Annotated in this window: 21 protein-coding genes; 15 read left to right on the plus strand and 6 right to left on the minus strand. The window is 66.7% G+C overall.

Going from position 1 to position 22,304, the window contains the following annotated elements:
* Positions 1–5 precede the first annotated feature (5 nt).
* The 5 genes from ccoP to ccoS all read left to right on the plus strand — a co-directional run bounded on the left by ccoP (position 6) and on the right by ccoS (position 5,659).
* Positions 6–884, plus strand: a complete 879-nt coding sequence (gene ccoP / locus CLN94_RS01685) for a cytochrome-c oxidase, cbb3-type subunit III (RefSeq protein ID WP_096430386.1) — start codon at positions 6–8, stop codon at positions 882–884.
* A 363-nt stretch (positions 885–1,247) separates the two neighbouring features.
* Positions 1,248–2,699, plus strand: coding sequence for a cytochrome c oxidase accessory protein CcoG (gene ccoG / locus CLN94_RS01690; RefSeq protein ID WP_096430389.1), 1,452 nt, complete (start codon positions 1,248–1,250; stop codon positions 2,697–2,699).
* A gap of 112 nt (positions 2,700–2,811) precedes the next feature.
* Positions 2,812–3,267: a FixH family protein gene (locus CLN94_RS01695; RefSeq protein WP_096430392.1), complete on the plus strand. Its 456-nt coding sequence runs from the start codon at positions 2,812–2,814 to the stop codon at positions 3,265–3,267.
* 3 nt (positions 3,268–3,270) lie between these two features.
* Positions 3,271–5,490 carry a heavy metal translocating P-type ATPase gene (locus CLN94_RS01700; RefSeq protein ID WP_096430395.1) on the plus strand — a complete coding sequence of 740 codons (2,220 nt, stop codon included), beginning with the start codon at positions 3,271–3,273 and terminating at the stop codon, positions 5,488–5,490.
* Between the two features lie 7 nt (positions 5,491–5,497).
* Positions 5,498–5,659: a cbb3-type cytochrome oxidase assembly protein CcoS gene (ccoS, locus tag CLN94_RS01705; RefSeq protein ID WP_096430398.1), complete on the plus strand. Its 162-nt coding sequence runs from the start codon at positions 5,498–5,500 to the stop codon at positions 5,657–5,659.
* Between the two features lie 76 nt (positions 5,660–5,735).
* Here ccoS and CLN94_RS01710 read toward each other — a convergent pair whose 3' ends face one another.
* Both CLN94_RS01710 and CLN94_RS01715 read right to left on the minus strand, forming a co-directional pair.
* Positions 5,736–7,601: a D-alanyl-D-alanine carboxypeptidase family protein gene (locus tag CLN94_RS01710; protein WP_096430401.1), complete on the minus strand. Its 1,866-nt coding sequence runs from the start codon at positions 7,599–7,601 to the stop codon at positions 5,736–5,738.
* Between the two features lie 207 nt (positions 7,602–7,808).
* Positions 7,809–8,522 carry an HAD family hydrolase gene (locus CLN94_RS01715; RefSeq protein ID WP_096430404.1) on the minus strand — a complete coding sequence of 238 codons (714 nt, stop codon included), beginning with the start codon at positions 8,520–8,522 and terminating at the stop codon, positions 7,809–7,811.
* Between the two features lie 155 nt (positions 8,523–8,677).
* On the opposite strand from CLN94_RS01715, the gene clpS reads away from it, so the two are divergent.
* Genes clpS through CLN94_RS01730 form a run of 3 tightly spaced genes read left to right on the plus strand, consistent with a single transcriptional unit; the run spans position 8,678 to position 10,950 of the window.
* The gene (gene clpS / locus CLN94_RS01720) at positions 8,678–8,998 is read left to right on the plus strand and encodes an ATP-dependent Clp protease adapter ClpS (RefSeq protein WP_096430726.1); all 321 of its coding nucleotides are present in this window, start codon (positions 8,678–8,680) and stop codon (positions 8,996–8,998) included.
* Between the two features lie 19 nt (positions 8,999–9,017).
* Positions 9,018–10,088 carry a class I SAM-dependent methyltransferase gene (locus CLN94_RS01725; RefSeq protein ID WP_096430407.1) on the plus strand — a complete coding sequence of 357 codons (1,071 nt, stop codon included), beginning with the start codon at positions 9,018–9,020 and terminating at the stop codon, positions 10,086–10,088.
* A 52-nt stretch (positions 10,089–10,140) separates the two neighbouring features.
* Positions 10,141–10,950 (plus strand): SDR family NAD(P)-dependent oxidoreductase, encoded by an 810-nt coding sequence (locus CLN94_RS01730; RefSeq protein WP_096430410.1) that lies wholly within the window; start codon positions 10,141–10,143, stop codon positions 10,948–10,950.
* A gap of 4 nt (positions 10,951–10,954) precedes the next feature.
* Here CLN94_RS01730 and CLN94_RS01735 read toward each other — a convergent pair whose 3' ends face one another.
* Complete coding sequence (locus CLN94_RS01735) at positions 10,955–11,356, minus strand: hypothetical protein (protein ID WP_096430413.1); 402 nt, start codon at positions 11,354–11,356, stop codon at positions 10,955–10,957.
* A gap of 147 nt (positions 11,357–11,503) precedes the next feature.
* Between CLN94_RS01735 and hemF the strand changes: the two genes are divergently transcribed.
* Together hemF and CLN94_RS01745 are read left to right on the plus strand one after the other, a co-directional pair.
* Positions 11,504–12,406 carry an oxygen-dependent coproporphyrinogen oxidase gene (gene hemF / locus CLN94_RS01740; protein ID WP_096430415.1) on the plus strand — a complete coding sequence of 301 codons (903 nt, stop codon included), beginning with the start codon at positions 11,504–11,506 and terminating at the stop codon, positions 12,404–12,406.
* A gap of 38 nt (positions 12,407–12,444) precedes the next feature.
* Complete coding sequence (locus CLN94_RS01745; protein ID WP_096430418.1) at positions 12,445–13,053, plus strand: LysE family translocator; 609 nt, start codon at positions 12,445–12,447, stop codon at positions 13,051–13,053.
* 33 nt (positions 13,054–13,086) lie between these two features.
* On the opposite strand, the gene hemE is transcribed toward CLN94_RS01745, so the two are convergent.
* Positions 13,087–14,118: a uroporphyrinogen decarboxylase gene (gene hemE / locus CLN94_RS01750; protein WP_096430421.1), complete on the minus strand. Its 1,032-nt coding sequence runs from the start codon at positions 14,116–14,118 to the stop codon at positions 13,087–13,089.
* Positions 14,119–14,223: 105 nt separating this feature from the next.
* Here hemE and hemC point away from each other — a divergent pair, with 105 nt between their 5' ends.
* The 3 genes from hemC to CLN94_RS01765 all read left to right on the plus strand — a co-directional run bounded on the left by hemC (position 14,224) and on the right by CLN94_RS01765 (position 17,887).
* Complete coding sequence (gene hemC / locus CLN94_RS01755) at positions 14,224–15,168, plus strand: hydroxymethylbilane synthase (RefSeq protein WP_425439434.1); 945 nt, start codon at positions 14,224–14,226, stop codon at positions 15,166–15,168.
* A gap of 138 nt (positions 15,169–15,306) precedes the next feature.
* Positions 15,307–16,677: an FAD-binding oxidoreductase gene (locus CLN94_RS01760; RefSeq protein WP_096430728.1), complete on the plus strand. Its 1,371-nt coding sequence runs from the start codon at positions 15,307–15,309 to the stop codon at positions 16,675–16,677.
* 13 nt (positions 16,678–16,690) lie between these two features.
* Positions 16,691–17,887, plus strand: coding sequence for an MFS transporter (locus CLN94_RS01765; protein ID WP_143598861.1), 1,197 nt, complete (start codon positions 16,691–16,693; stop codon positions 17,885–17,887).
* On the opposite strand, the gene CLN94_RS01770 is transcribed toward CLN94_RS01765, so the two are convergent.
* Positions 17,888–18,589: an arylesterase gene (locus CLN94_RS01770; RefSeq protein ID WP_179300205.1), complete on the minus strand. Its 702-nt coding sequence runs from the start codon at positions 18,587–18,589 to the stop codon at positions 17,888–17,890.
* Here CLN94_RS01770 and CLN94_RS01775 point away from each other — a divergent pair.
* On the plus strand, positions 18,588–19,256 hold the full coding sequence (locus CLN94_RS01775) for an ABC transporter ATP-binding protein (protein WP_096430430.1): 669 nt from the start codon (positions 18,588–18,590) through the stop codon (positions 19,254–19,256). The two genes, CLN94_RS01770 and CLN94_RS01775, sit on opposite strands and share 2 nt — an antisense overlap.
* Positions 19,253–21,760 carry an ABC transporter permease gene (locus tag CLN94_RS01780; RefSeq protein ID WP_096430432.1) on the plus strand — a complete coding sequence of 836 codons (2,508 nt, stop codon included), beginning with the start codon at positions 19,253–19,255 and terminating at the stop codon, positions 21,758–21,760. The genes CLN94_RS01775 and CLN94_RS01780 overlap by 4 nt, the downstream gene beginning before the upstream one ends.
* A 42-nt stretch (positions 21,761–21,802) precedes the next feature.
* Here the strand turns inward: CLN94_RS01780 and CLN94_RS01785 are convergent, their stop codons facing one another.
* Positions 21,803–22,288, minus strand: coding sequence for a lytic transglycosylase domain-containing protein (locus tag CLN94_RS01785; protein ID WP_096430434.1), 486 nt, complete (start codon positions 22,286–22,288; stop codon positions 21,803–21,805).
* Positions 22,289–22,304 lie beyond the last annotated feature (16 nt).

A 22,304-nucleotide genomic window follows, 5' to 3' on the forward strand; every position in this document is an offset into this window, starting at 1 on the left:
ACGAAATGAGCAAAAAACCGACGAAAAAGGTGGAAGTCCAGACCACGGGTCACGAGTGGGACGGCATTTCCGAGTATAACAACCCGCTGCCCCGCTGGTGGCTGTGGACCTTCTACGTGACCATCGTCTGGGGGATCGCCTATTCTGTGGCGATGCCTGCATGGCCGCTGTTCAACGGCAACACCCCCGGCATGCTTGGCGCCAGCCAGCGTGGCGACGTGCTGTCCGAGATCGAGCGCTATGACGCGATGAACAAGCCGATCGAAGCGAAACTGGCTTCTGTCGAGCTGACCGAGATCGCCAACGACCCGGAACTGGCCAACTTCACCCGCAACGCGGGCGCGGCGGTCTTCCGGACCTGGTGTGCCCAGTGCCACGGCGCTGGTGCCGGTGGTCAGAAGCGCCTCGGCTACCCGAACCTTCTGGACCAGGACTGGCTCTGGGGTGGTTCGATCGAGGACATCCACTTCACCGTGACCCACGGCATCCGCAACGAGGATGACCCGGAAGGTGAAGCACGCTTCTCGCAGATGCCGGCTTTCGGCGCGGATGAGCTGTTGAGTAACGAGGAAATCGCGCAGGTCGTGCAATACGTCCGCAAGATTTCGGGCCAGGAGTTTGACGCGGCGGCGATGGGTGAAGGCGAAGTTCTCTTCGCTGACAACTGCTCGTCGTGCCATGCCGAAGACGGTACCGGTGACCGCGCGCAGGGCGCGCCGAACCTGACCGACGCGATCTGGCTCTATGGTGGCGATGTCGACACCCTGACCGAGACCGTGGCGAACGCCCGCTTCGGCGTGATGCCGAACTGGAACACCCGCCTCTCGGAAGCCGAGATCCGCGCTGTGGCGTCCTACGTCCACAGCCTCGGTGGCGGTGAATAATCGAAATTCGGGGGGGCTCCGGCCCCCTCGAGTAGCACCGGCGCCCCGTCCTGTTCGCGCGTTTCCTGGGGGCGCCGGTGTCTTTTTCCGGCATGCCCGAGAGGGTGAGGCAGGCCGTGGAAAAATGATGCATATCGCGCGAATCTTTGGCAAGGGAGAATCTATCGCCCGCGCCGCCCCTTCCCTCTGCAATCCCTCTGCAATCCCGGGATTCCTCGCGCTGGAAATGGCTTTCTGATCAATGAAATCAGATGGTTCCGAAATGCTGCATCGGAAATCTGCCTTTTTGACGCATGTCAAAGTTTTTTGAAACGTTCCATATCAGAAGAAACCCAACAGCAAGTCTAGCCAACGGAGAGAGTCGTGAGCTCCACCGAACAAGCCGATCCGCCCCCCCTTTACGCCGCGCGTGAGCCGGTCTTCCCGAAGCGTGTCTCGGGGAATTTCCGTACGCTGAAATGGGTGCTGATGGCGCTGATGCTCGGCGTCTACTATATCGCCCCCTTCATCCGCTGGGATCGTGGCCCGGCGCTGCCCGATCAGGCGGTGCTGCTGGATCTGGCGAACCGCCGGTTCTTCTTCTTCATGATCGAGATCTGGCCGCATGAATTCTATTTCGTCGCGGGCCTTCTGATCATGGCGGGTCTCGGCCTGTTCCTGTTTACCTCGGCGGCGGGGCGCGTCTGGTGCGGCTATGCCTGCCCGCAGACCGTCTGGACCGACCTTTTCATTCTGGTCGAGCGCTGGGTCGAGGGTGACCGCAACGCCCGGATTCGTCTGCTGCGCCAGAAATGGGACCTTGAAAAGACCCGCAAACGGATCACCAAATGGATCCTGTGGCTCGTGATTTCGGTCGCGACGGGCGGGGCTTGGGTGTTCTATTTCACCGACGCGCCGCAACTTTTGCATGACCTCGTCACCGGCCAGGCCCACCCGGTCGCCTATACCACGATCCTGGTGATGACGCTGACGACCTTCGCCTTCGGTGGTTTCGCGCGCGAACAGATCTGTATCTACGCCTGCCCGTGGCCGCGGATTCAAGCCGCGATGATGGACGAGGATACGCTGGTCATCGCCTATCGCGAATGGCGCGGCGAGCCGCGTGGCAAGCTGAAAAAGGGCCAGGACACGGTTGAAGGTCAGGGCGATTGCATCGACTGTAACGCCTGTTTCGCGGTCTGTCCGATGGGGATCGACATCCGCAACGGCCAGCAGCTGGAATGCATCACCTGCGGCCTGTGCATCGACGCCTGCGACGAGATGATGGACAAGATCGGCAAGCCGCGTGGCCTGATCGGTTACATGGCGCTGAAGGACGAGGAAGAAGAGCGGGCCGGTGGCCATCCGCGCAACATCTGGAAGCACATCTTCCGGGTGCGCACGATGATCTACTTCACGCTCTGGGCGGCGATCGGTGTGGGTCTGGTCGTGGCGCTGTTCATGCGCTCTCCGATCGACTTCAACATCACGCCCAACCGCGATCCGCTCTATGTGATCCAGGGCGATGGCACCGTGCGCAACATCTACACGCTGCGTCTGCGCAACAAGCAGGGTGAAGACACGACCTTCCGGGTCTCGATCGTCGGCACCGATGGTCAGCCGATCGAAGGCCTGCATGTCGCGCTTGAGGGGGCGGAAAGTGACACCGTCACCGCGCTGCCCGATGAAACGCTGACCCAGCGCCTCTATATCGAGGCCGCGCCGAACACGCCGCTTGCCAAGGCCGACCGGACCAGCCTGCGCCTCTGGATCGAGGACACCGGCTCCACCGACCGTGTCTCGACCGAGACCGTGTTCAACGGGACCGGAGAGTGAGCGCCTCAAATTAACGTGCGGGGCCGCCATTGTGCGGCCCCGGGCTTTTCCCGCCTCGCCGAAATGCGTATGAACGGGGCAGGGAAATCGGACCAGCAATCGGGGAACGGCAATGGCCAAGGAAATCAACGGCAAACACGTTCTGGGCGGATTCGTCGGCGCTTTCGGCCTGATTATCGCCGTGAACATCTTCATGGCCTACAAGGCGATCGGCACCTTTCCGGGGCTTGAGACCGAGAATTCCTATGTTGCCTCGCAGACCTTCGACGCCGACCGTGCCGCGCAAGAGGCGCTTGGCTGGCGTGTTGAGCCGACCTATGAAAACGGCTTCCTGTCGCTGGTGATCCGGGACGCGCAGGGCCTGCCCGCGCGCGTTTCCGAGCTGAAGGCCGTCGTCGGCCGCACCACATTTTCTGGCGATGATGTCGAACCCGAATTCGCCTATAAGGGCGGGCTGTTCATCGCGCCGCTCGCGCTTGAGCCCGGCGCCTGGCTGATCCATCTCGAGGCGACCGCCGCCGATGGCACGCCCTTCCGCAAACGCCTCGATTTCTTCGTGGATGGCTGACCTATGGCGCTGAGTTCGGACATCGACGGCACCGCCCCGCAGGACGAGCACGTTTCCGCTTCGGCCTGCCCGGCCTGCCTTGCGGCGCCTTCGGCCGAGCAACTTGCAAAATCGGGCGATATCAAGGGCGCGCGGCTGATGCTCTCGCTGCCGACGGCACATTGCGCGGTCTGCATTTCGGATGTCGAACGTGAACTGCACAAACAACCGGGCGTGAAATCGGCGCGGGTGAACCTGACGCTGAAGCGGGTTTCCGTCGATGCGGAACCGGGCGTCGAGGCCGGCGCGCTGATCTCGGCGTTGGACCGGATCGGCTACGAGGCGCATGAGCTGGACGCCGGGATGCTCTCGGCCACCGAGAACGACAAGCGCGGCCGCGACCTGCTGATGCGCATCGGCGTCGCGGGCTTCGCGATGATGAACATCATGCTCCTGTCGATCTCGGTTTGGTCCGGGGCCGAGGATTCGACGCGCGACATGTTCCACTGGATTTCCGGCGCGATCGCGATCCCGACGGTGCTGTTCGCCGGGCGGCCGTTCTTCTCGAACGCCTGGGCGGCGCTGCGCGCCCGGCGGCTGGGCATGGATGTGCCGATCTCGCTGGCGATCATCCTCGCCACGGCGATTTCGCTTTACGAAACCTCGCAATCGGGGCGCCACGCCTATTTCGACGCCGCGGTGATGCTGACCTTCTTCCTGCTGGTCGGCCGCTATCTCGATTACCGCACCCGCGCCACCGCGCGCTCGGCCGCCGAAGAGCTGGCCGCGCTGGAGGTGCCGCGCGCCACCCGCCTCACTGACACCGGCGAGGAAACCGTGCCCGTGGCTGAGCTGCGCCTGGGCGATCTGGTGCGCGTGCGTCCGGGCGGGCGGATCCCGGCGGACGGCACCGTGACCGAGGGCACTTCGGAAACCGACCGCTCGCTGCTGACGGGGGAATCGCTGCCGGTCTATGCCGGGCCGGGCTCGGTTCTGTCGACCGGCGAGGTCAACCTGACCGGGCCGCTGACGCTCTCGGTGACGGCGGCGGGCAAGGATAGCTCCCTGCACCGGATGGCCGATCTGGTGGCCGCCGCTGAAAGCGCCAAGACGAAATATACCTCGCTGGCCGAGCGTGCCGCGCGCGCCTATGCGCCGATCGTGCATATGCTGTCGTTCACGTCTTTCGTGACCTGGCTCTATCTGACCGGAGGCGATGTGCGCCACGCGCTGAATATCTCGGCGGCGGTGCTGATCATCACCTGTCCCTGCGCGCTGGGTCTGGCCGTGCCGGCCGTGGTCACCGCCGCTTCGGGCAAGCTGTTCCGCAAGGGGCTCCTGATCAAGGATGGCACCGCGCTTGAGCGTATGGCCGAGGTCGACACCGTGGTTTTCGACAAGACCGGCACGCTGACGATGGGCGCGCCGCGCCCCGAGAACCTCTCCGACCTGACGCCCGAGCAGCTTTCTGTGGCCGCGGCGCTGGCGGGGGCCTCGTCGCATCCGCTCGCGCGTGCGCTCCACGAGGTTGCGCTGGCGCAGGGCTGCGTGCCCGCGACGCTGGACGATCTGCGCGAAGTGCCGGGCTTCGGCATCGAGGGCAAATGGCAGGGGCAGCTGGTGCGCCTTGGCCGCGCCGACTGGATCGGCGCCGAGGCGGGCGACACCACCGCCACCCATCTCAAGATCGGCGAGGCCGCGCCGGCTTCGATCCGGTTCCACGACAGCCTGCGCCCCGGTGCCGAAGAGGCCGTCGCCGCCTTCGCCCGTCAGGGCTCCGAGATCTGGCTGGTCTCGGGCGATGTCGAGGGGGCGGTGGCCGATCTGGCCGCGCGTCTGGGCATCTCGAATTACCGCGCGGGCGTGCTGCCCCATGAAAAAGCCGAGCTGGTGCAGTTCCTCTCGGGCGCGGGCAAGCATGTGCTGATGGTGGGCGACGGGCTGAACGATACCGCCGCGCTGGCCTCGGCCCATGTTTCGGTTTCACCGGCCTCGGCGCTGGATGCGGCCCGCACCGCGTCGGATATCGTGCTTCTGGGCGCCGATCTGGCCCCCGTCGCCGATGCCGCGCGCATCGCCACGCAGGCACGCCGCCGGATCAAGGAAAACTTTGGTATCTCGATCCTCTACAACGTGATCGCGGTTCCGATTGCGCTGATCGGGCTGGCCACGCCGCTCGCGGCGGCGCTGGCGATGTCGCTGTCGTCGATCACCGTTTCGCTCAATTCGCTGCGGCTCAAGTGAGGCCCCAATGGAAATCCTGACCTTCCTCATCCCGATTTCGCTGTTCATGGGCGGCGTGGGGCTGGTGGCCTTCTTCTGGGCGGTGAAGACGCGCCAGTACGAAGACCCCAAGGGCGACTCGCAGCGCATCCTGTCGGATGAGTATGACGATCGCCCGAAACAGGACTGAAACCCGTCCCCGGCAAGTGAAAAGGCCGCGCCCGGTTGCCCGAGGCGCGGCCTTTCCCGTCTTTGGGGGAGGAAACTCAGGGCCCGATCACCGAGCATTTCTGCGCGCGGGCGGTGAGCCGGGCACAGGCCAGTTCGGCCATATCGCGGCTCATGCCGACGAAATTCGCCTCGAAGCCTTTCGGGCGGCTGGCAACCTTGCGCAGCGCCTCGCCCAGCGTGTCGGTCTCCATCAGCGCGATCGTCAGCAGCGCGCGTTCGGCGGCGAATTTCGAATTGTAATAACCGAGGCTCACGCCATGCCCGCGCCCGCCCGAGCTGGAGGCGCGCGCCACCACCTTGGGCTGTTGATGCGGCGCCGGGGCAGGGGGCGTCAGCGCGGCCAGAATAACCTTGTCGCTGCGCGCGGCACGGGTTTCGGGCTGCGGTTCGGTGGACTGGACGAAGGCCGGTTCGGCATCGCCCTGCGCCTCGACATCGGCCTCGTTGCGCAAGATGTCATCCATCATCGCCGAGGCGAGGCGGAGCGTCTCGGGTTGCGGCTCGGTCGATTGGGCAAAGCCGCTCGGCTCGGGGGCCGGGGCAGGCGCGAGCGCCGCGATTTCGGTCTGGGCGACGGGGGCTTCGACCGCCAGCGCCGCAAGCGCGGTGGCCTCGTCCTCGACCGGCGCCTCGACCGGCTCGGTCGCGGCAATCCGCGTGGCCTCAGGCTCGACCGGGGCGGGAGCAAGTGCCGCGATATGGCGCGGGCGCGGCATCGGGCGCGGCCCGGTCGCAGGCGCGATGGCCTCGGCCAACTGGATTTCGGCTTCCGGTTCTGGTTTTGCGTCGGCCTCCGCGAGTTTCGCGGCCACGGCTTCGGGCTCGACCGTCACATCGGCGGCGATCTTCTCGGCCAGCGCACGGGCCTGCGCCTCGGCCTGAGCCTGCGCCAGCGCCATCTGGATCGCATCGGCATCCGCCCCCGGCACACCCGGGCGGCGTTTCGGGAAGGGCGATTTTGAGACCGCGCCCGAAACACGAATGCGCTGCGCGCTCAGCCCGGAGGTCGATCCGGCGTTCGAGGCCATCAGCATCTGGGTATCGGCGGCGGGCGCGCTGGGGCGGTTCTCGGGGGAGCGGCCCGAGGCGCGCTTGAAGCCCAGATCCAGCAATTCCGCCATTTTCGCGTTGCGCTGCGCCGTCGAGGAGCCGCCAAAGACGGTCGCGATGATGCGCTTGTTGCCGCGCTTGGCCGAGGCGGTCAGGTTGAAGCCCGCGGCCACCGTGTAGCCCGTCTTGATCCCGTCGGCGCCCTCATAATCGTTCAGGAAACGGCGGTTGGTGTTATAGACCTTGGCCATGCCCGCATCAGCGGTCTTGCGCGAGAAGATGTTGTAATATTGAGGGAAATCGTAGAACAGGTGGCGCCCCAGGATGGTCATGTCGCTGGCGGTCGAGAGGTGCCCGGCCTGCGTCAGCCCGTTGGCATTGCGAAAGGTGGTGTTGCGCATGCCAAGCGCCTTGGCGGTGCGGTTCATACGCTCGGCAAAGCGCGCCTGATTGCCGCCGATCGCATCGCCCAAGGCTGCGGCCGCGTCATTGGCGGATTTCACCGCGGCCGCGCGGATCAGGTAGCGCACGGCGATCTTCTGCCCCGCCCGCAGCCCGAGCCGCGAGGGCGGCTGGCTCGCCGCATTGGCCGAAACGGTGACCATCTGATCGAGGCTGATCTCGCCGCGCTCCACCGCCTGGAAGGTGATGTAGAGCGTCATCATCTTGGTCAGAGAGGCCGGGTGCAGCCGGGTGTCGGCGTTCTTTGAATACAGAATCTCGCCCGAGCGCATATCCATCACCAGCGCCGCATAGGGCGCAGCGAAAACACGCACGGGAAGGGCCGCCAAAATCAGGGCAAATAGCCCGAAGCGGACCCAGCCCATCAGCTTGGTCGCGGTAATTGCCATGTCTCTGCCTCGTGCCCCGGTTTGTTTGGTGATTTGGGGCTTATTCGATCAGCCTAACATGAGGCTCGAAAGCTGAAAACCGTTAAGTTTCAACACGGTGATCTGCGGCTTTCCTGCACTACCGCAAGATGTCGTGGGTGGGAGCGGGCGCGCCACTATAGATCGAGGGGTGCCCGGGGGTGCGGGCGGAGCCTCCGGCGGGAGTATTTAGGGCTCGATGAAAGACATCTCGATTTGCCGGATCAGCCCGGGCAGGAGCGAAAGCGCCTCGATCCGGTGAAAGCGCGGGTCGGTGTCTCGTGCCTCGGCATGTTCGAGCGGCCAGGTCAGATCGTGGGGCACATGCACCGCCCAACCGCCCGCGTCGAGCATCGGATTCACGTCGGATTTCAGAGAGTTGCCGACCATCATCCCCTGCGCCGCACCGCTTCCGTGGCGCGTAAAGGCGCCGGTATAGATCGCGGCGGTCTTGTCGGAGACGATCTCGACCGCGTCAAAGAAATCGCCAAGCCCCGATTGCGCCAGCTTGCGTTCCTGATCGAGCAGGTCGCCCTTGGTGATCAGCAAAAGCCGGTAGCGCCCGGCGAGCGCGTCGATCGTGTCGCGTGCGCCGGGCAAAAGCTCGATCGGGTGGCTCAGCATCTCGCGGCCGGCGGCCATGATCTCGGCAATGACCGAGCCCGGGACGCGACCCTCGCTGACCTCGATCGCGGTTTCGATCATCGAGAGCGTAAAGCCCTTCACGCCAAAACCGTAATGTCCGATGTTGCGCCGCTCGGCCGCCAGAAGCCGTTCGGCCAGGTGTTCAGCGGGGGCGTGATCGCGCATCAGCTCGGTGAAACGGTCTTGTGTCAGCGTGAAAAACCGCTCGTTGTGCCAAAGCGTGTCATCCGCATCGAAGCCGATCGTGGTCAGTTGCATGGCGCCTCCGGAATTGGGTCGCCAGCATGGACAAACCCCGCCTGCTTGGCAATCGCGCGGGTGTTACAGGGTTTTCATGGCGCGCGATCCGCCTATATTCGCGAAACGACGTTCAGCGATTCCACGAGGGCAGTTTGCTTCACCCGCTTCACATGATGGCCGGCCGCGAGGACGATGCCGATGGGGATGCCGGTGTCGCGACCAAGACGCGTGCCAAGACGCAGCGGCCGCGGATGTACAAGGTGCTCTTGCTGAATGACGATTACACGCCGATGGAATTCGTTGTGCACATCCTCGAGCGGTTCTTTGGCAAAAGCCACGCCGAGGCCTTCGACATCATGTTGACCGTGCACAAGAAGGGGCTGGCGGTGGTCGGCGTCTATTCCTTCGAGGTGGCCGAGACCAAGGTTACCCAGGTGATGGATTTCGCGCGCCGCCATCAACATCCCCTGCAATGCACGATGGAAAAGGAGTGACGCGCCCGCGTCCGCTGCCATGAGTCATCCCCGACTGTCCCTTGCGCTTTCCGCGCCCGATGCGCTGCCCGCTGACGGGCGGATCGCGCTTTTCCGTCCGCGCGCCGAGACCGATCTGTCGGATCTGCCGCGAGAGCGGCTGATTGCCGTGCAGGGGTTCAAACCCGATCATGATGCGCTGGCCGCCCGCGGGATCGAGGTGGCGCCCGCTGCCAAGGGTCCGTTTGCCGCGGCGATCGTGTTCGTGCCCCGCGCCAAGGCCGAGGCGCGCGCGCTTTTGGCCGAGGCGGCGGCCGAGGTCGTGCCCGGCGGGCCGATCTGGGTCGATGGCGCGAAGTCCGACGGGATCGACTCGCTCTACAAGGACTTGCGCGCGCGCATTGACGTGTCGCCCGCGCTGGCGAAGGCGCATGGCAAGATTTTCGCCTTTGCCGCCGATCCCGCGCCGCTGGCCGATTGGGCCGCGCGCCCGATCACGCCCGCGCCGGGCTTTGCGACGATGCCGGGCGTGTTCTCTGCCGAGGAAATCGACGAGGGCTCGGCGCTTTTGGCGGCTTGCCTGCCCGAGGCGCTGCCCGCGCGGGTGGCCGATCTGGGCGCGGGCTGGGGCTGGCTGTCGGCGCAGGTTCTGGCGCGCAAGGGCGTCGAGCAGCTTGACCTGATCGAGGCCGACCATGCCGCACTGGACTGTGCGCGGCGCAATATCACCGACCCGCGCGCGGCGTTTCACTGGGCCGATGCGACCCGGTTCGAGCCCGCTGAACGCTATGGCGCGGTGGTGATGAACCCGCCGTTCCATACCTCGCGCGAGGCGGACCCGGCGCTGGGCCATGCCTTTATCCGGGCGGCGCGTGCGATGCTATCGCTGTCGGGCACGCTCTGGATGGTGGCGAACCGGCATTTGCCCTATGAGCCGACGCTGCGCGAGTGCTTCCACGAGGTCGAGGAAATCACCCCGCCGGGTGGCCCCTCAAGCCGGTTTCGCATCATCCGGGCCGCGCGCCCGCTCTCGTCGAACCAGATGGCCGCCGCGCAGAAAGCCGCTGCCGCTGCCGCACCGCGCCGATCTGTCGCTCGCAAACGGCGCTGATCCGCGCTATTTTCCCCTGATCCGCCAAGCCTGATCCGCCACGGAGACCTGCATGACCCTGTCCATTTCCGGCAAGACCGCCATCGTCACCGGTGCGGCCCACGGCATCGGCCTCGCGATCGCGCGGCATCTGCTTGATCGCGGCGCGCAAGTGATGTTCGCCGATATCGACGAGGCGCGCCTTGCCGACGAGCTGGGCGATGATGCGAAATCGGATGGTCCGGCGCGCTATTTCGCGGGCGATCTGTGCCAGAAGCTCTGCGTGAAAAACCTGCTGTCCGCCACGGTGGATGCGTTCGAACGTATCGACATCCTCGTCAACGCCGCGCGCTGCATCAAGCCAGCCGATCCGCTCGATACCGACCAGACCGTCCTTGATGAGATGTTGCAGCTCAACATGAAGGGGATGCTGCGGCTCTCGCAGATGACCGCCAATCGCATGATCAAACAGGCGGAGGACGAGGGCAACAAGACCGGTGAGGCGGGCTGCATCGTCAATATTTCGACCCCGCCCGCCGCCTGCGCGCATCCCGAGACCATGGCCTACGCGATCGCCTCGGCCGCGCAGGAGCAGATGACGCGCAGCCTCGCGCTGGTTCTGGCGCCCAAGCATATCCGCGTGAATGGTGTGAACTTCGCCTCGGTCATGAGCGCGAACCTGCAAAACCATCTGCGCGACCATCCCGAATGGCGCGGCGATCTGATCAAGGCAACGCCGCTGGGCCGCATCGCTCCGCCCTCGGAACTGGCCGAAACCGTGCAATTCCTGGCTTCCTCGGGGGCGGGGTTCGTGACCGGGCAGATCGTGACCGTCGACGGCGGGCGCGGCCTTGGCAGCGCCCCGCGCCTGCTCGCTTTCTAGGGCGTCATTCCGGGTAGGCCTGCTTGCAGGCGGTGATCGCGGCATCCACTTTCGGCAGCAATTCCTTGCGTTTGGCCTGCAGCCCGGCAAGTTTGCGCTTCTCGGCCTCGGGGTCGATCGCGACCTTGCGTTCGCGGGTTTCCCAGCGCGTTTCAAGGCACATCACGGTCTTATGCTTGACGGTGCCGTCGGGCAGGGTGATCTCGCGCACGCCGCACGGGTCCCAATCCCGCACCGGGACTTCGTATTCTTCATAGGCATAGCCGCGCGCCAGATTGCCCTCGACCTCGGCGATCAGCCGCTCGACCGTGCGCAACTCGCGGCTTTCGCGGTTGATGCATTGCTCTTGCGGCGTGCCGCAGGCAGCCAGAGCGATCAGGGCGAAGAGGGCAAGACGGGCACGCATGAAAACCTCCTGGGCAAATCTGGCCCGAGCCTAGCGCGCCGCCCGCGCCGAGACAAATCACGCTTTGCCGCAGGCGCGGTTTGGCGCATTCGCCTTTGCCTTGCCCGGTGGCGATGCTATCACGGGCCGACCCGAGGAGGAGCCCGTATGCAAGAGCAAAACACCGATCCGTTCGACGCCCGCAAGGAGCGCGCCAGCGCCTGGTTCTCGGAGCTGCGCGACCGGATCGTGGCCGCTTTCGAGGCGCTGGAAGATACCCAGACCGAAGGCCCCCATGCCGGGCTGCCCGCTGGCCGCTTTGAGGTTACGCCGACCACGCGCACCGGCCCCGATGGCGAAGATCAGGGCGGCGGCAAGATGAGCGTGATGCGCGGTGGGCGCGTTTTTGAAAAGGTGGGCGTGAATATCTCGACGGTCTGGGGTACGCTGGCGCCGCGCGCGCAGGCGGCGATGGCCGCGCGGGGCGTGCCGGGCATGGCCGAGGATCCGCGCTTCTGGGCCTCGGGGATCAGCCTTGTCGCGCATATGCAAAACCCGCATACGCCGGCGGTGCACATGAACACGCGGATGTTCTGGACGCCGGGCGCGTGGTGGTTCGGCGGCGGTGCCGACCTCAACCCCTGCATCGAATATGCCGAGGACACCGCGTTTTTCCACGACACGCTGCGCGCCGCCTGCGACGCCCATGACCCGGGCTATTACCCGAAGTTCAAGGCCTGGGCAGACGAGTATTTCTTTGTCCCGCACCGGGGCCGCGCGCGCGGTGTCGGCGGGATTTTCTACGATGATCTGAACACCGGCGACTGGGAGGCGGATTTCGCCTTTACCCGCGACGTGGGCGCGGCCTTCCTGCCCGCTTTCGTGCCGGTGACCGAGCGGCGCCGCAACCAGCCCTGGACCGAGGACGACCGCGAAACCCAGTTCCGCCATCGCGGCCTCTATGCCGAATACAACCTCGTCTATGACCGGGGCACGAAATTCGGCCTCGAAACCGGCCATAACGCGAATGCGGTTCTGATGAGCCTGCCGCCGATCGCCAAATGGTACTGAACGCGGGCCTTGGCGCCTGACATTTCGGAGAGTGGCGCATGGACGCGCTTTGGGCCTTTGCCTTCACCTCGTTCATCATCGAGCTGACGCCGGGCCCGAACATGGCCTATCTGGCGGTGGTGGCGGCAACGCAGGGCCGCCGTCCGGGCTATGCGGCGGTGGCGGGGGTGGCGCTGGGGCTGGGCATCGTCGGCGCGCTGGCCGCGATTGGCGTCGCGGCGATCGTTTCGGCTTCTGAGCCGCTTTATCAGGCGCTGCGCTGGGCGGGGGTGGTCTACATGCTCTGGCTGGCCTGGGACGGCTGGCGCGATGGCTCCGAGGCGATCGAGCACGCGCCGCTTGGCTCGTCGAACTGGCGCTATTTCCGCCGCGGCCTGATCACCAACCTGCTCAACCCGAAGGCGGCGGCCTTCTATGTCGCGGTCCTGCCGACCTTCCTGACGCCCGGCGCGATTTTGCAGGAAACGCTGTGGCTGTCCGCGATCTACGTCGGCGTCGCGACGGCGGTGCATGGCACGATCGTGACGCTTGCGGGGGCGGCGCGGGCACTTTTCGAAGACCCGAAGCGCGAACGCATCCTGCGCCGCACGCTGGCGGTCGCACTCGCCCTGGTGGCGATCTGGTTCGCCTTCAAGACCGCGCGCTGAGCCCATGAAAAAGGGGCCTTCCGGCCCCTTTCCTCAGCCCTTGCGGACCGTTTCGATCATCAGCGCGACATTCTCGGGGTCGGCATCGGGGGTGATGCCATGGCCGAGGTTGAAGATATGCGGGCCGTTCTTGAACGCCTCGACCACGCGCCGCGTCGCCGCGACCAGCTCCTCGCCGCCCGTCACCATGTGGCGCGGATCGAGGTTGCCCTGCACGCAGCCCGACTTCTGCACGTTCGCCGCCGCCCATTCCGGGGTGACCGAATTGTCGATCGCCACGCAATCCGCGCCGGTCTTCTCGTGGAACCCGATATAGCCGTCGCCCGCCTCGCGCGGGAAGGCGATGACCGGAAGGCCCGGGAAGCGCGCCTTCATCGCGGCGATGATGCGCCGCGCGGGCTCGACCGCGAAATCCTCGAAATCCTGCCCCTTGAGGCTGCCCGCCCAGCTATCAAAGATCTTCACGACCTCGGCGCCTGCCTCGACCTGCTTCGCGAGATATTCGATCGTCGCTTCGGTCAGGAGGTCGATGATCCCCTGGAAGGTCGCGCGGTCTTCGGCCTTGAGCGCATGCGCGGGGCCCTGATCTTTCGTGCCGCGGCCGGCGATCATGTAGGTCGCCACCGTCCAGGGCGCGCCGGCAAAGCCGATCAGCGTGGTTTCCTTGGGCAGCTCGCGCGACAGGATGCGCACGGTTTCATAGACCGGCGCGAGGTGGTCGTGGATGTCGTCGCGGCCCTTGAGCTTCGCCAGCCCTTCGGGCCCGGTGATCGTCGAAAGCCGCGGGCCTTCGCCGGTTTCAAACCACAGATCCGCGCCAAGCGCCTGCGGCAGAAGCAGAATATCGGCAAACAGGATCGCCGCGTCGAACCCGTAACGGCGGATCGGTTGCAGCGTGACCTCGGCGGCCAGATCGGAATTGTAGCACAGCGACAGGAAATCGCCGGCTTCGGCACGCGTCGCACGATACTCGGGCAGATAGCGCCCCGCCTGCCGCATCATCCAGATCGGAGGGGTGGGCAGAACCTCGCCTTTCAGGGCCCGCAGGATCGTCTTTTCGGTCATCGCGCTTCTCCTCTTTGCCCCCTTGAATTTGTCCTGCGGCGCAATGTCAAGCGCGAGGCGCTTGCGCGGGCCTTTTGACGCGGCTACGAAGGCCTCATGACACAGATGCCCAATGCGACCTCGCCCCTGAAAATCGGCACCCGCGGCAGCCCCCTGGCGCTGGCGCAGGCCTATGAAACCCGCGCCCGCCTGATGGCGGCCCATGATCTGCCCGAAGAGGCCTTCGAGATCGTGGTGATCAAGACCACCGGCGACGACCGGACCCTGATCGACGCCGACAAGCCGCTCAAGGAACTGGGCGGCAAGGGCCTGTTCACCAAGGAAATCGAAGAGGCGATGCTGGAAAGCCGCATCGACATCGCCGTGCATTCGATGAAGGACATGCCGGTCAAGCAGCCCGAGGGGCTGTTGCTCGATTGCTACCTGCCGCGCGAAGACACGCGCGACGCCTTCGTCAGCCTGAATTACGGCTCGATCCACGACCTGCCCGAAGGCGCCGTCGTTGGCTCGTCGAGCCTGCGCCGCCGCGCGCAGCTGCATTTTCGCCGCCCCGACCTCAAGCTGGTCGAGTTCCGCGGCAATGTGCAGACGCGCCTGAAAAAGCTCGAAGACGGCGTGGCCACCGCGACCTTCCTCGCGATGGCGGGGCTGAACCGGCTGGGCATGGCCGAGGTCGCCCGCTCGGCGATCGAGCCCGAAGACATGCTGCCCGCCGTGGCGCAGGGCTGCATCGGCATCGAACGGCGCGAAAACGATGCGCGCGCCGCCGAGATGCTGGCCGCGATCCATAATGTCGACGCGGGTCACCGCCTCGCCGCCGAACGCGCCTATCTGGCGACGCTCGATGGCTCCTGCGAAACCCCGATCGCGGGGCTCGCGATGCTCGAGGGCGACCAGATCTGGCTGCGTGGCGAGGTGCTGCGCCCCGATGGCTCGGATGCGCTTTTCGAAGAAGGCCGCGCCGCGATCTCGGATGCCGCCGAACTGGGCGCCGATATCGCGCGCAAGCTTCTGGCCCGCGCGCCCAAAGACTTTTTCGACTGGCGCTGACGGCCCGCGCCGCCACGCCTCTTGCTCCGTCGGGACGCTCCGCGGGGGATATTTGAAGCAAAGTGAAAGCTCTTCATTTTGCAAGAAATATCCCCGCCGGAGGCATCTGTCGGGGCCGCTTGCGCCATGGAGGTGGAAATGGCGATCCTCGACAGGCTGCGCGATCTGCTCGGGCCCGGCCATGTGCTGACCGGCGATGACGCGGCGGGGTTCGGGCGCGAATGGACGGGGCATTACCGCTGGACGCCGCTGGCAGTGCTGCGGCCCGGCTCGACCGAGGAGGTCGCGGGCGTCTTGCGGCTGGCCAATGCCGAGGGGGTGCCGGTGGTGCCTTTGGGCGGGAATACCGGGCTGAATGGCGGGACGATGGCCGAGGGCGCGCTGATGCTCTCGCTAGCGCGGCTCAATCGCATTCGCGAGCTGAACGCGCCCGCGCGCACGATCGTGGCCGAGGCAGGTGTCGTGCTTGAAGCCTTGCATGAGGTCGCGGCGGTCGAGGGCCTTTCCTTTCCGCTGACCTTCGGCGCCAAGGGCTCCGCCACGGTGGGCGGGTTTCTTTCGACGAACGCGGGGGGCTCGAACGTGCTGCGCTACGGCTCGGCGCGGGCGCTTTGCCTTGGGCTCGAAGTGGTGCTGGCCGATGGCCGGGTGATGAACCTGATGAGCGCGCTGCACAAGGATAACACCGGCTATGACCTGCGCGACCTGATGATCGGGGCCGAGGGCACGCTGGGCGTGATCACGGCAGCGGTGCTGCGGCTGGTGCCGGCGCCGCGGGCCTATGCCACGGCGCTTCTGGGGATGGAGAGCCTTGGTGCTGCGCTTGATCTGTTGAATGCGCTGCAGGCGGGCACAGGCGCTGCGGTCGAGGCCTTTGAATTCATGCCCGCCGCCTTCATGGAGCGGCTCGGGGCGCTGAAACCCGATCTGGCCTGCCCCTTCGCGCCGCAGCCGGTGAACATCCTGATCGAGACCGCGACGACGATGGCGGGCGAAGACCCGCAGGCGCGGCTCGAGGCGCTTTTGGCCGAGGCTTTCGAGGCCGGGCAGATTTCGGAGGCGGTGCTGGCGGGGTCGGAGGCGCAGCGGCGTAAGCTCTGGGCGATGCGTGAGGCGGCGGCCGAGATCACCTTTACCGAGCCGGATCTGGTCGATACCGATGTCGCGCTGCCGCTGGATCGGCTGGAGACCTTTCTGAGCCGAATGCACGCGCGGCTTTTGGCGATCGACCCGGGCGCGCGCGAGCTGTCGGTCGCGCATCTGGGTGACGGCAATATCCATTACGCGGCCTATCCGTCGGACCCGGCGCTGAAACCCGTGATCCGCGCCGCCGTGGCCGAAGAGGCGGTGGCCTTGGGCGGGTCGTTCTCGGCCGAGCATGGCGTGGGCGTGTCGAAACGCGCGACGATGGCCGCGCATAAGGATCCGGTCGCGCTCGAGGTCATGCGCGCGATCAAGGCCGCGCTCGATCCCAAGAATATCCTCAATCCCGGCAAGGTCCTGCCCTGAGATGCGCGGCCCCTTGCGTCCCTTCCTCCAAGATCCGGCGCTGGGCCTTTCGGCGGCGCTGATGCTCCTGTTCGGCAGTTATGCCGCAACGATGGCGCCCTATACGTCGGCGCTGGCTGTGACGGTTTTCGGCCTTTCGGAGCGCGCCTATTCGCTGGTGCTGGTGGTGGCGTCTACGGTGGCGGTGTCGTCCTCGGTGGGGCTTGGCATTCTGGCCGATCAGCGTGCGAACCGGCGCGGGATCGCGCTGTTTTCTGGGGCGATGCTGGCGCTGGGGCAGGGGCTGATCCTGAGCACGGGCGCGCCCTGGGCCTTCGTGCTGGCCTCGGCACTGATCCTGCCGCTGTCGGGCTCGATCTTTGGCCAGCTCTTCGCGCTGTCGCGGCTCGCCGCCTCGACCCGCCCCGAGGCCGAGCGCCCGGCGATTCAGGCAACGCTGCGTGCGGTTTTCGCGCTGCCTTGGGTCGTCGTCTTACCGATCTGGTCGGTGGTGTTTCAGGGCGGCGCCTCGCTGATGATCGTCTATCCGGTCGGGCTGGCGCTGGCGCTGGGCTTTCTGGGTCTGAGCTGGCTGTTCTGGCCGCGCGATGGCGCGACGCGCTGGCCCGATCCGAAATCGGGTCTGAGCTTTCGCCAGTCGCTGCGCGAGATCGGCCACCCGGCGGTGTTGGCGCGGGTTCTGGCATTGGGGCCGGTGCATGGCTCGGTGATGCTTTATATGGTGGTGCTGGGGCTGGTGTTTACCGCGACGCCGGGGCGCGGCGCGCAGGATGTGGCGCTTTACGCGGGGCTTCTGGGGGGCGTCGAGGTGCCCTTCATGCTGGCGCTGCCGCGGATCATCGGACGGCTGCCGCGGCAGGGAATGATCGTCGCGGGCATGGTGCTTTACGCGATCCACCTGGCGGGCTTGCCGCTTCTGGCGGAGACGCCTTTCGTCTGGGCGCTGATCCTGCCCGGCGCGATGGGCGGCGCAGTGATCCTGACCCAGCCGATGGCCTATCTGCAGGACCTGATGGGCACGCGGCCCGGGGCGGGGGCCTCGCTGATGGCCTTGCAGAAACTGGCCGGAGACGCGATCTGCGCGGGCACCTTTGCACTTGGCACCTGGATCGCGGGCTACGAACTGGCCGCGCTGATGGGGGCGGGGCTGGCGGTGGCGGGGGCGGTGGCGCTTTGGGCGATGGACCGGCGCGCCGATCCCTTGGCGTGATCAGCCCGCCTTTGCCCGCGCGATCAGCTCAAGCACTTTCGGCCCCAGCTCGCGGATGATCAGCGCCACGCCCTCCGGCGAGGGATGTATCCCGTCGCCCTGCATCAGCCCCAGCGCCGCGCGTTCCTGCGGCGGGTAGGCCATGATCGGCGCATAGATGTTTTCCAGCAGGAGCGTATCGTAGCGCGCCGCCAGTTCGGGCCAGAGCGCATCGAACTCGGTCTTGTAGGCGGGCCCGTAATTGCCCGGCGCCTCCAGCCCGACCAAGAGCACCGGCACCTCGCGCGCCTTCAGCTCATCGAGCATCGCCGAGAGGTTCTCGCGCGCCTGCGCCGGGGGCAACCCACGCAGCATGTCATTGCCCCCAAGCTCCAGAATGACCGCATCCGTTCCCCCGGTCAGCGACCAGGCCAGCCGCTCGCGCCCGCCTGCCGTGGTGTCGCCCGAGACGCCCGCGTTGACCACGCGCACCTCGGCGCCCTGCGTGAACAACCAGCCACGCAGCTGGTCGACAAGGCCTTCGCCGGGGTTCAGCCCATAGCCCTGCGTGATCGAATCCCCCAAGGCCACCACTTCGACCGCCTCGGCCTCGGCGCGCTGGCCAAAGGGCAGGGCGAAAACCAGAAAACCCGTCGCGATCAGCTTGCACAGGCGCGCGCAGGGACCATATCGAAGGGTAAGCAGAGGCAGGCGGATTTTCATGACGGATACGATCCTTTCCCTTTCGGACGTTGGGCTTACCTTGGACGGGAATGCCGGCCCCGTCGAGATTTTGCAGGGCATCTCACTGGATATTGAGCAGGGCAGCTCGGTCGGGCTGACCGGTCCGTCGGGCTCGGGCAAATCCTCGCTCCTGATGCTGATGGGGGGGCTTGAACGCGCGACGCGGGGCTCGATCCAGGTGCTTGGCCAGGATCTTGGCGCGATGGACGAGGATCAACTCGCGCGGTTTCGGCGCGGGCGGATGGGCATCGTGTTCCAATCTTTCCATCTTGTGCCGACGATGACCGCGCTGGAGAACGTGGCGCTGCCGCTGGAAATCATGGGAGAGGCCGATGCATTCGCCCGTGCCGAGGCCGAGCTGGCCGCCGTGGGGCTTGGCCATCGCGGCCATCACTACCCCTCCGAGATGTCGGGCGGCGAGCAACAGCGCGTGGCGCTGGCTCGCGCGGTGGTGACGCGCCCCGCGGTCCTGCTGGCCGATGAGCCGACGGGGAACCTCGATGCGGCCAATGGCGCGGCGATCATGGACCTGTTGTTCGGTTTGCAGGAGCGCCACGGCGCCACGCTGGTTCTGGTGACCCACGCGCCCGAGCTGGCGGCGCGGTGCGACCGGGTCGTGCAGCTCAGCGACGGGGCGCTGGCATGATGCTTTCGGCGCGTATCGCGGCGCGCGAGCTGCGCGGCGGCATCCGGGGGTTTCGGGTGTTCCTGCTCTGCCTGATGCTGGGCGTGGCGGCAATTGCCTCGGTCGGTCTGGTGCGTGGCGCGATCCGCGAGGCGCTGTCCGATCAGGGGGCGATGCTCTTGGGCGGCGACGCGCAATATGACTTCACCTATCGCCGCGCGACCCCCGAGGAGCGCGCCTGGATCGACGATCACGCGGCGGCCGTGTCCGAGGTGATCGAGTTCCGTTCGATGCTGACGCGCGGGGCTGGCGATGCGCTGGAAACCGCGCTGACGCAGGTCAAGGCGGTGGATGGCGCGCATCCGCTGATTGGCGCGCTGGTGCTGGATCCGCCAGTGCCGATGGGCGCGCTTGGCCCCGAGGGGGGCTTGCCGGGCATTTTCCTCGACCAGATTTTGGCCGACCGGCTGGGCCTTGCGCCGGGCGATACCGTGCAGCTTGCGGGCCAGCCCTTTGCCTATCGCGCCGCGATTACCCGCGAGCCCGACTCGACCGGCGCGGGCATCGGGCTCGGGCCGCGTTCGATCGTGGCGCTCTCGGCAATCGAGGCGACGCCGATCCTTGCGCCGGGTTCGCTCTATGAGACCGAATATCGCGTGATCCTGCCCGAGGGCACGGATCTCGATGCTGCCAAAACTGCCGCCGAGGCGCGGTTCGAGGGCGCGGGCATGCGCTGGTCCGACAGCCGCCGCGCCGCGCCCGGCGCGGATCGGTTCGTGGACCGGCTCGGGTCGTTCCTTGTGCTGGTCGGTCTGGCCGGGCTTGCGGTGGGGGGAGTCGGCATCTCGGCCACGGTTTCGGCCTGGATCGAGCGCAAGGCCGAAACCGTCGCGACCCTGCGCGCGCTTGGCGCCGCGGGGGGCACGATCCGCGCGATTTTCCTGTGGCAGCTCGCGGCGCTGAGTGCGCTTGGCATCGTTGCGGGGCTGGGCCTTGCGGCGCTTGTGGTGGTGCTGGCCGCAGGCGTGATCGAGGCGGCTTTGCCGATCCCCGTCACCATCGCGCTGAGCGCCGGGCCGATGCTTGAGGCGGCGGTTTACGGCGCGCTGGTCGCGGCGATCTTCGCGCTCTGGCCGCTGGCGCGGATGGCCACGACGCGCTCGGGCGCGCTGTATCGGGCAGGGCGTGGGCGGCGCTGGCCGTCCTGGCCCGCGCTGGTCTTGATGGCGGTGTTGGTGGCGGTGCTCTTGGCGGCGGCGGTGGCGTTTTCCGGCCTTGTCGGGCTGACGCTGGGCACGTTTGGCGGGGTCGTGGGCGCGCTGGTGTTGCTGTGGCTGGCAGCCTTCGGGCTGCGGCTTCTGGCGCGCCGGGCGGCGCATCTGTCGCGGGGCCGTCCGGCTCTGCGGGCAGCCCTGGCAGCGATCGGCGCCCCGCGCTCCGAGGCGGCGCCGGTGATCTTGTCGCTGGGGCTCGGGCTGTCGGTGCTGGCGGCGGTGGGGCAGGTCGATGCGGCGCTGCGCTCGGCCATTCAGCGCGACTTGCCCGATGTCGCGCCCGCCTATTTCATGATCGACATCCAGAACAGCCAGTTGCCCGAGTTTCTGACGACCCTCGACACGCTTGGCACGGTGGACAAGGTCGAGACCGCGCCGATGCTGCGTGGCGTCATCACCGAGATCAACGGCCAGCCCGCGCGCGAGGTGGCGGGCGAGCATTGGGTGCTGCGCGGTGACCGGGGCGTGACCTATGCGACCACCCCGCGCGAGGCGCTGACGGCGGGTACCTTCTGGCCCGAGGATTACGCGGGCCCGCCGCAGGCCTCGTTTGCCGCGAAAGAGGCACAGGAACTCGGCCTGAAACTCGGCGACAAGATCACCGTCAATATCCTTGGTCGCGACATCGAGGCCGCGATCACCTCGCTGCGTGACGTGGATTTCTCGACCGCCGGGATCGGCTTTGTGCTGACGCTGAACCCGGCCGCCCTGCAGGGCGCGCCGCATGTCCATATCGCGACGATCTATGCTGCGCCCGAGGATGAGGCCGCGATCCTGCGCAGGGTCGCGCAGGAGTATCCGAACGTGACCGCGATCCGGGTGCGCGATGCGATCGCGCGGGTCTCGGAGGCCCTGGGCACGATTGCGCGGGCGACCTCGCTGGCGGCGGGGGTGACGCTGTTGACGGGCTTTGTCGTCCTGATCGGCGCCGCGGCTGCGGGCGAGGGCGCGCGCAACTGGGAGGCCGCGATGCTCAAGACCCTGGGCGCGACGCGGGCGACGATCTTGCGCTCTTTCGCGCTGCGGGCCGCCTTGATGGGGGCGGCGGCAGGGCTTGTCGCGATCGGCTTCGGGGCGCTGGCGGGTTATGCCGTGCTCGAATGGGTGATGGAGGCGCAGTATCGCTTTGCGCCGCTGCCGGCGCTCGCGATCGTGCTGGGCGGTGTGCTGGTCACGCTGACGGCGGGGCTGGTGTTCGCGCTGCGTCCGCTCGCGGCGCGTCCGGCCCGGATCTTGCGCGCGCGGGAATGACGGAGGCCTCCGGCGGGAGTATTTTTGGCTCGATGAAAGGGCTTAGCGCAGCCCGGTTTCCTTGAGGATGCCGCGCCGTTTGGCCTCGTAGTAATAGCCCTTGGCATACCACATCACCGCGCGCTCTTCGGAGCCATCGGCGCACATCCACGCGCCGCGCAGGTATTTCACCGCGTATTTCAGGTTGGTGTCCGCATCGAGCAGATCATGCGGTTTGCCCTTGAAGCCCATGCCGCGCGCGGTTTGCGGCAGGATCTGCATCAACCCGTAATAGGGGCCGTTGCGCGCGCCGGGGCGATAGTTGCTTTCGCGCTGGACGACTCGGTGCACGAGGCTGCGCGGCACCTCGTAACGATCGGCGTAATGGTTGATAAGCTTGCGCAATTCGGCGGTTTCGCCCGGGTAAAGGGGCGGGTTGTGGCGCGTCCCCTCGCGCGCGGAGGATTTGGAGCTTTCACGCCCCGCGGGCTGGCCGCAGGCGGCGAGCGACAGGGCGGAGAGACAAAGGGCGCGGCGAGACAGGAGCATGGAGCCTCCGAAAACT

Source organism: Pseudothioclava arenosa, from assembly GCF_002358085.1.
Classification (GTDB): domain Bacteria; phylum Pseudomonadota; class Alphaproteobacteria; order Rhodobacterales; family Rhodobacteraceae; genus Pseudothioclava; species Pseudothioclava arenosa.

What these genes read in the sequence shown, in the direction of transcription:
- CLN94_RS01710 (WP_096430401.1), bottom strand. Translation starts at nt 7,601, where the DNA reads ATGGCAATTACCGCGACCAAGCTGATGGGCTGGGTCCGCTTCGGGCTA.
- ccoS (WP_096430398.1), top strand. Translation starts at nt 5,498, where the DNA reads ATGGAAATCCTGACCTTCCTCATCCCGATTTCGCTGTTCATGGGCGGC.
- CLN94_RS01700 (WP_096430395.1), top strand. Translation starts at nt 3,271, where the DNA reads ATGGCGCTGAGTTCGGACATCGACGGCACCGCCCCGCAGGACGAGCAC.
- CLN94_RS01775 (WP_096430430.1), top strand. Translation starts at nt 18,588, where the DNA reads ATGACGGATACGATCCTTTCCCTTTCGGACGTTGGGCTTACCTTGGAC.
- CLN94_RS01735 (WP_096430413.1), bottom strand. Translation starts at nt 11,356, where the DNA reads ATGCGTGCCCGTCTTGCCCTCTTCGCCCTGATCGCTCTGGCTGCCTGC.
- CLN94_RS01725 (WP_096430407.1), top strand. Translation starts at nt 9,018, where the DNA reads ATGAGTCATCCCCGACTGTCCCTTGCGCTTTCCGCGCCCGATGCGCTG.
- CLN94_RS01745 (WP_096430418.1), top strand. Translation starts at nt 12,445, where the DNA reads ATGGACGCGCTTTGGGCCTTTGCCTTCACCTCGTTCATCATCGAGCTG.
- CLN94_RS01785 (WP_096430434.1), bottom strand. Translation starts at nt 22,288, where the DNA reads ATGCTCCTGTCTCGCCGCGCCCTTTGTCTCTCCGCCCTGTCGCTCGCC.
- CLN94_RS01715 (WP_096430404.1), bottom strand. Translation starts at nt 8,522, where the DNA reads ATGCAACTGACCACGATCGGCTTCGATGCGGATGACACGCTTTGGCAC.
- CLN94_RS01730 (WP_096430410.1), top strand. Translation starts at nt 10,141, where the DNA reads ATGACCCTGTCCATTTCCGGCAAGACCGCCATCGTCACCGGTGCGGCC.
- hemC (WP_425439434.1), top strand. Translation starts at nt 14,224, where the DNA reads ATGCCCAATGCGACCTCGCCCCTGAAAATCGGCACCCGCGGCAGCCCC.
- ccoP (WP_096430386.1), top strand. Translation starts at nt 6, where the DNA reads ATGAGCAAAAAACCGACGAAAAAGGTGGAAGTCCAGACCACGGGTCAC.
- CLN94_RS01695 (WP_096430392.1), top strand. Translation starts at nt 2,812, where the DNA reads ATGGCCAAGGAAATCAACGGCAAACACGTTCTGGGCGGATTCGTCGGC.
- hemF (WP_096430415.1), top strand. Translation starts at nt 11,504, where the DNA reads ATGCAAGAGCAAAACACCGATCCGTTCGACGCCCGCAAGGAGCGCGCC.
- CLN94_RS01780 (WP_096430432.1), top strand. Translation starts at nt 19,253, where the DNA reads ATGATGCTTTCGGCGCGTATCGCGGCGCGCGAGCTGCGCGGCGGCATC.
- CLN94_RS01760 (WP_096430728.1), top strand. Translation starts at nt 15,307, where the DNA reads ATGGCGATCCTCGACAGGCTGCGCGATCTGCTCGGGCCCGGCCATGTG.
- CLN94_RS01770 (WP_179300205.1), bottom strand. Translation starts at nt 18,589, where the DNA reads ATGAAAATCCGCCTGCCTCTGCTTACCCTTCGATATGGTCCCTGCGCG.
- hemE (WP_096430421.1), bottom strand. Translation starts at nt 14,118, where the DNA reads ATGACCGAAAAGACGATCCTGCGGGCCCTGAAAGGCGAGGTTCTGCCC.
- clpS (WP_096430726.1), top strand. Translation starts at nt 8,678, where the DNA reads ATGGCCGGCCGCGAGGACGATGCCGATGGGGATGCCGGTGTCGCGACC.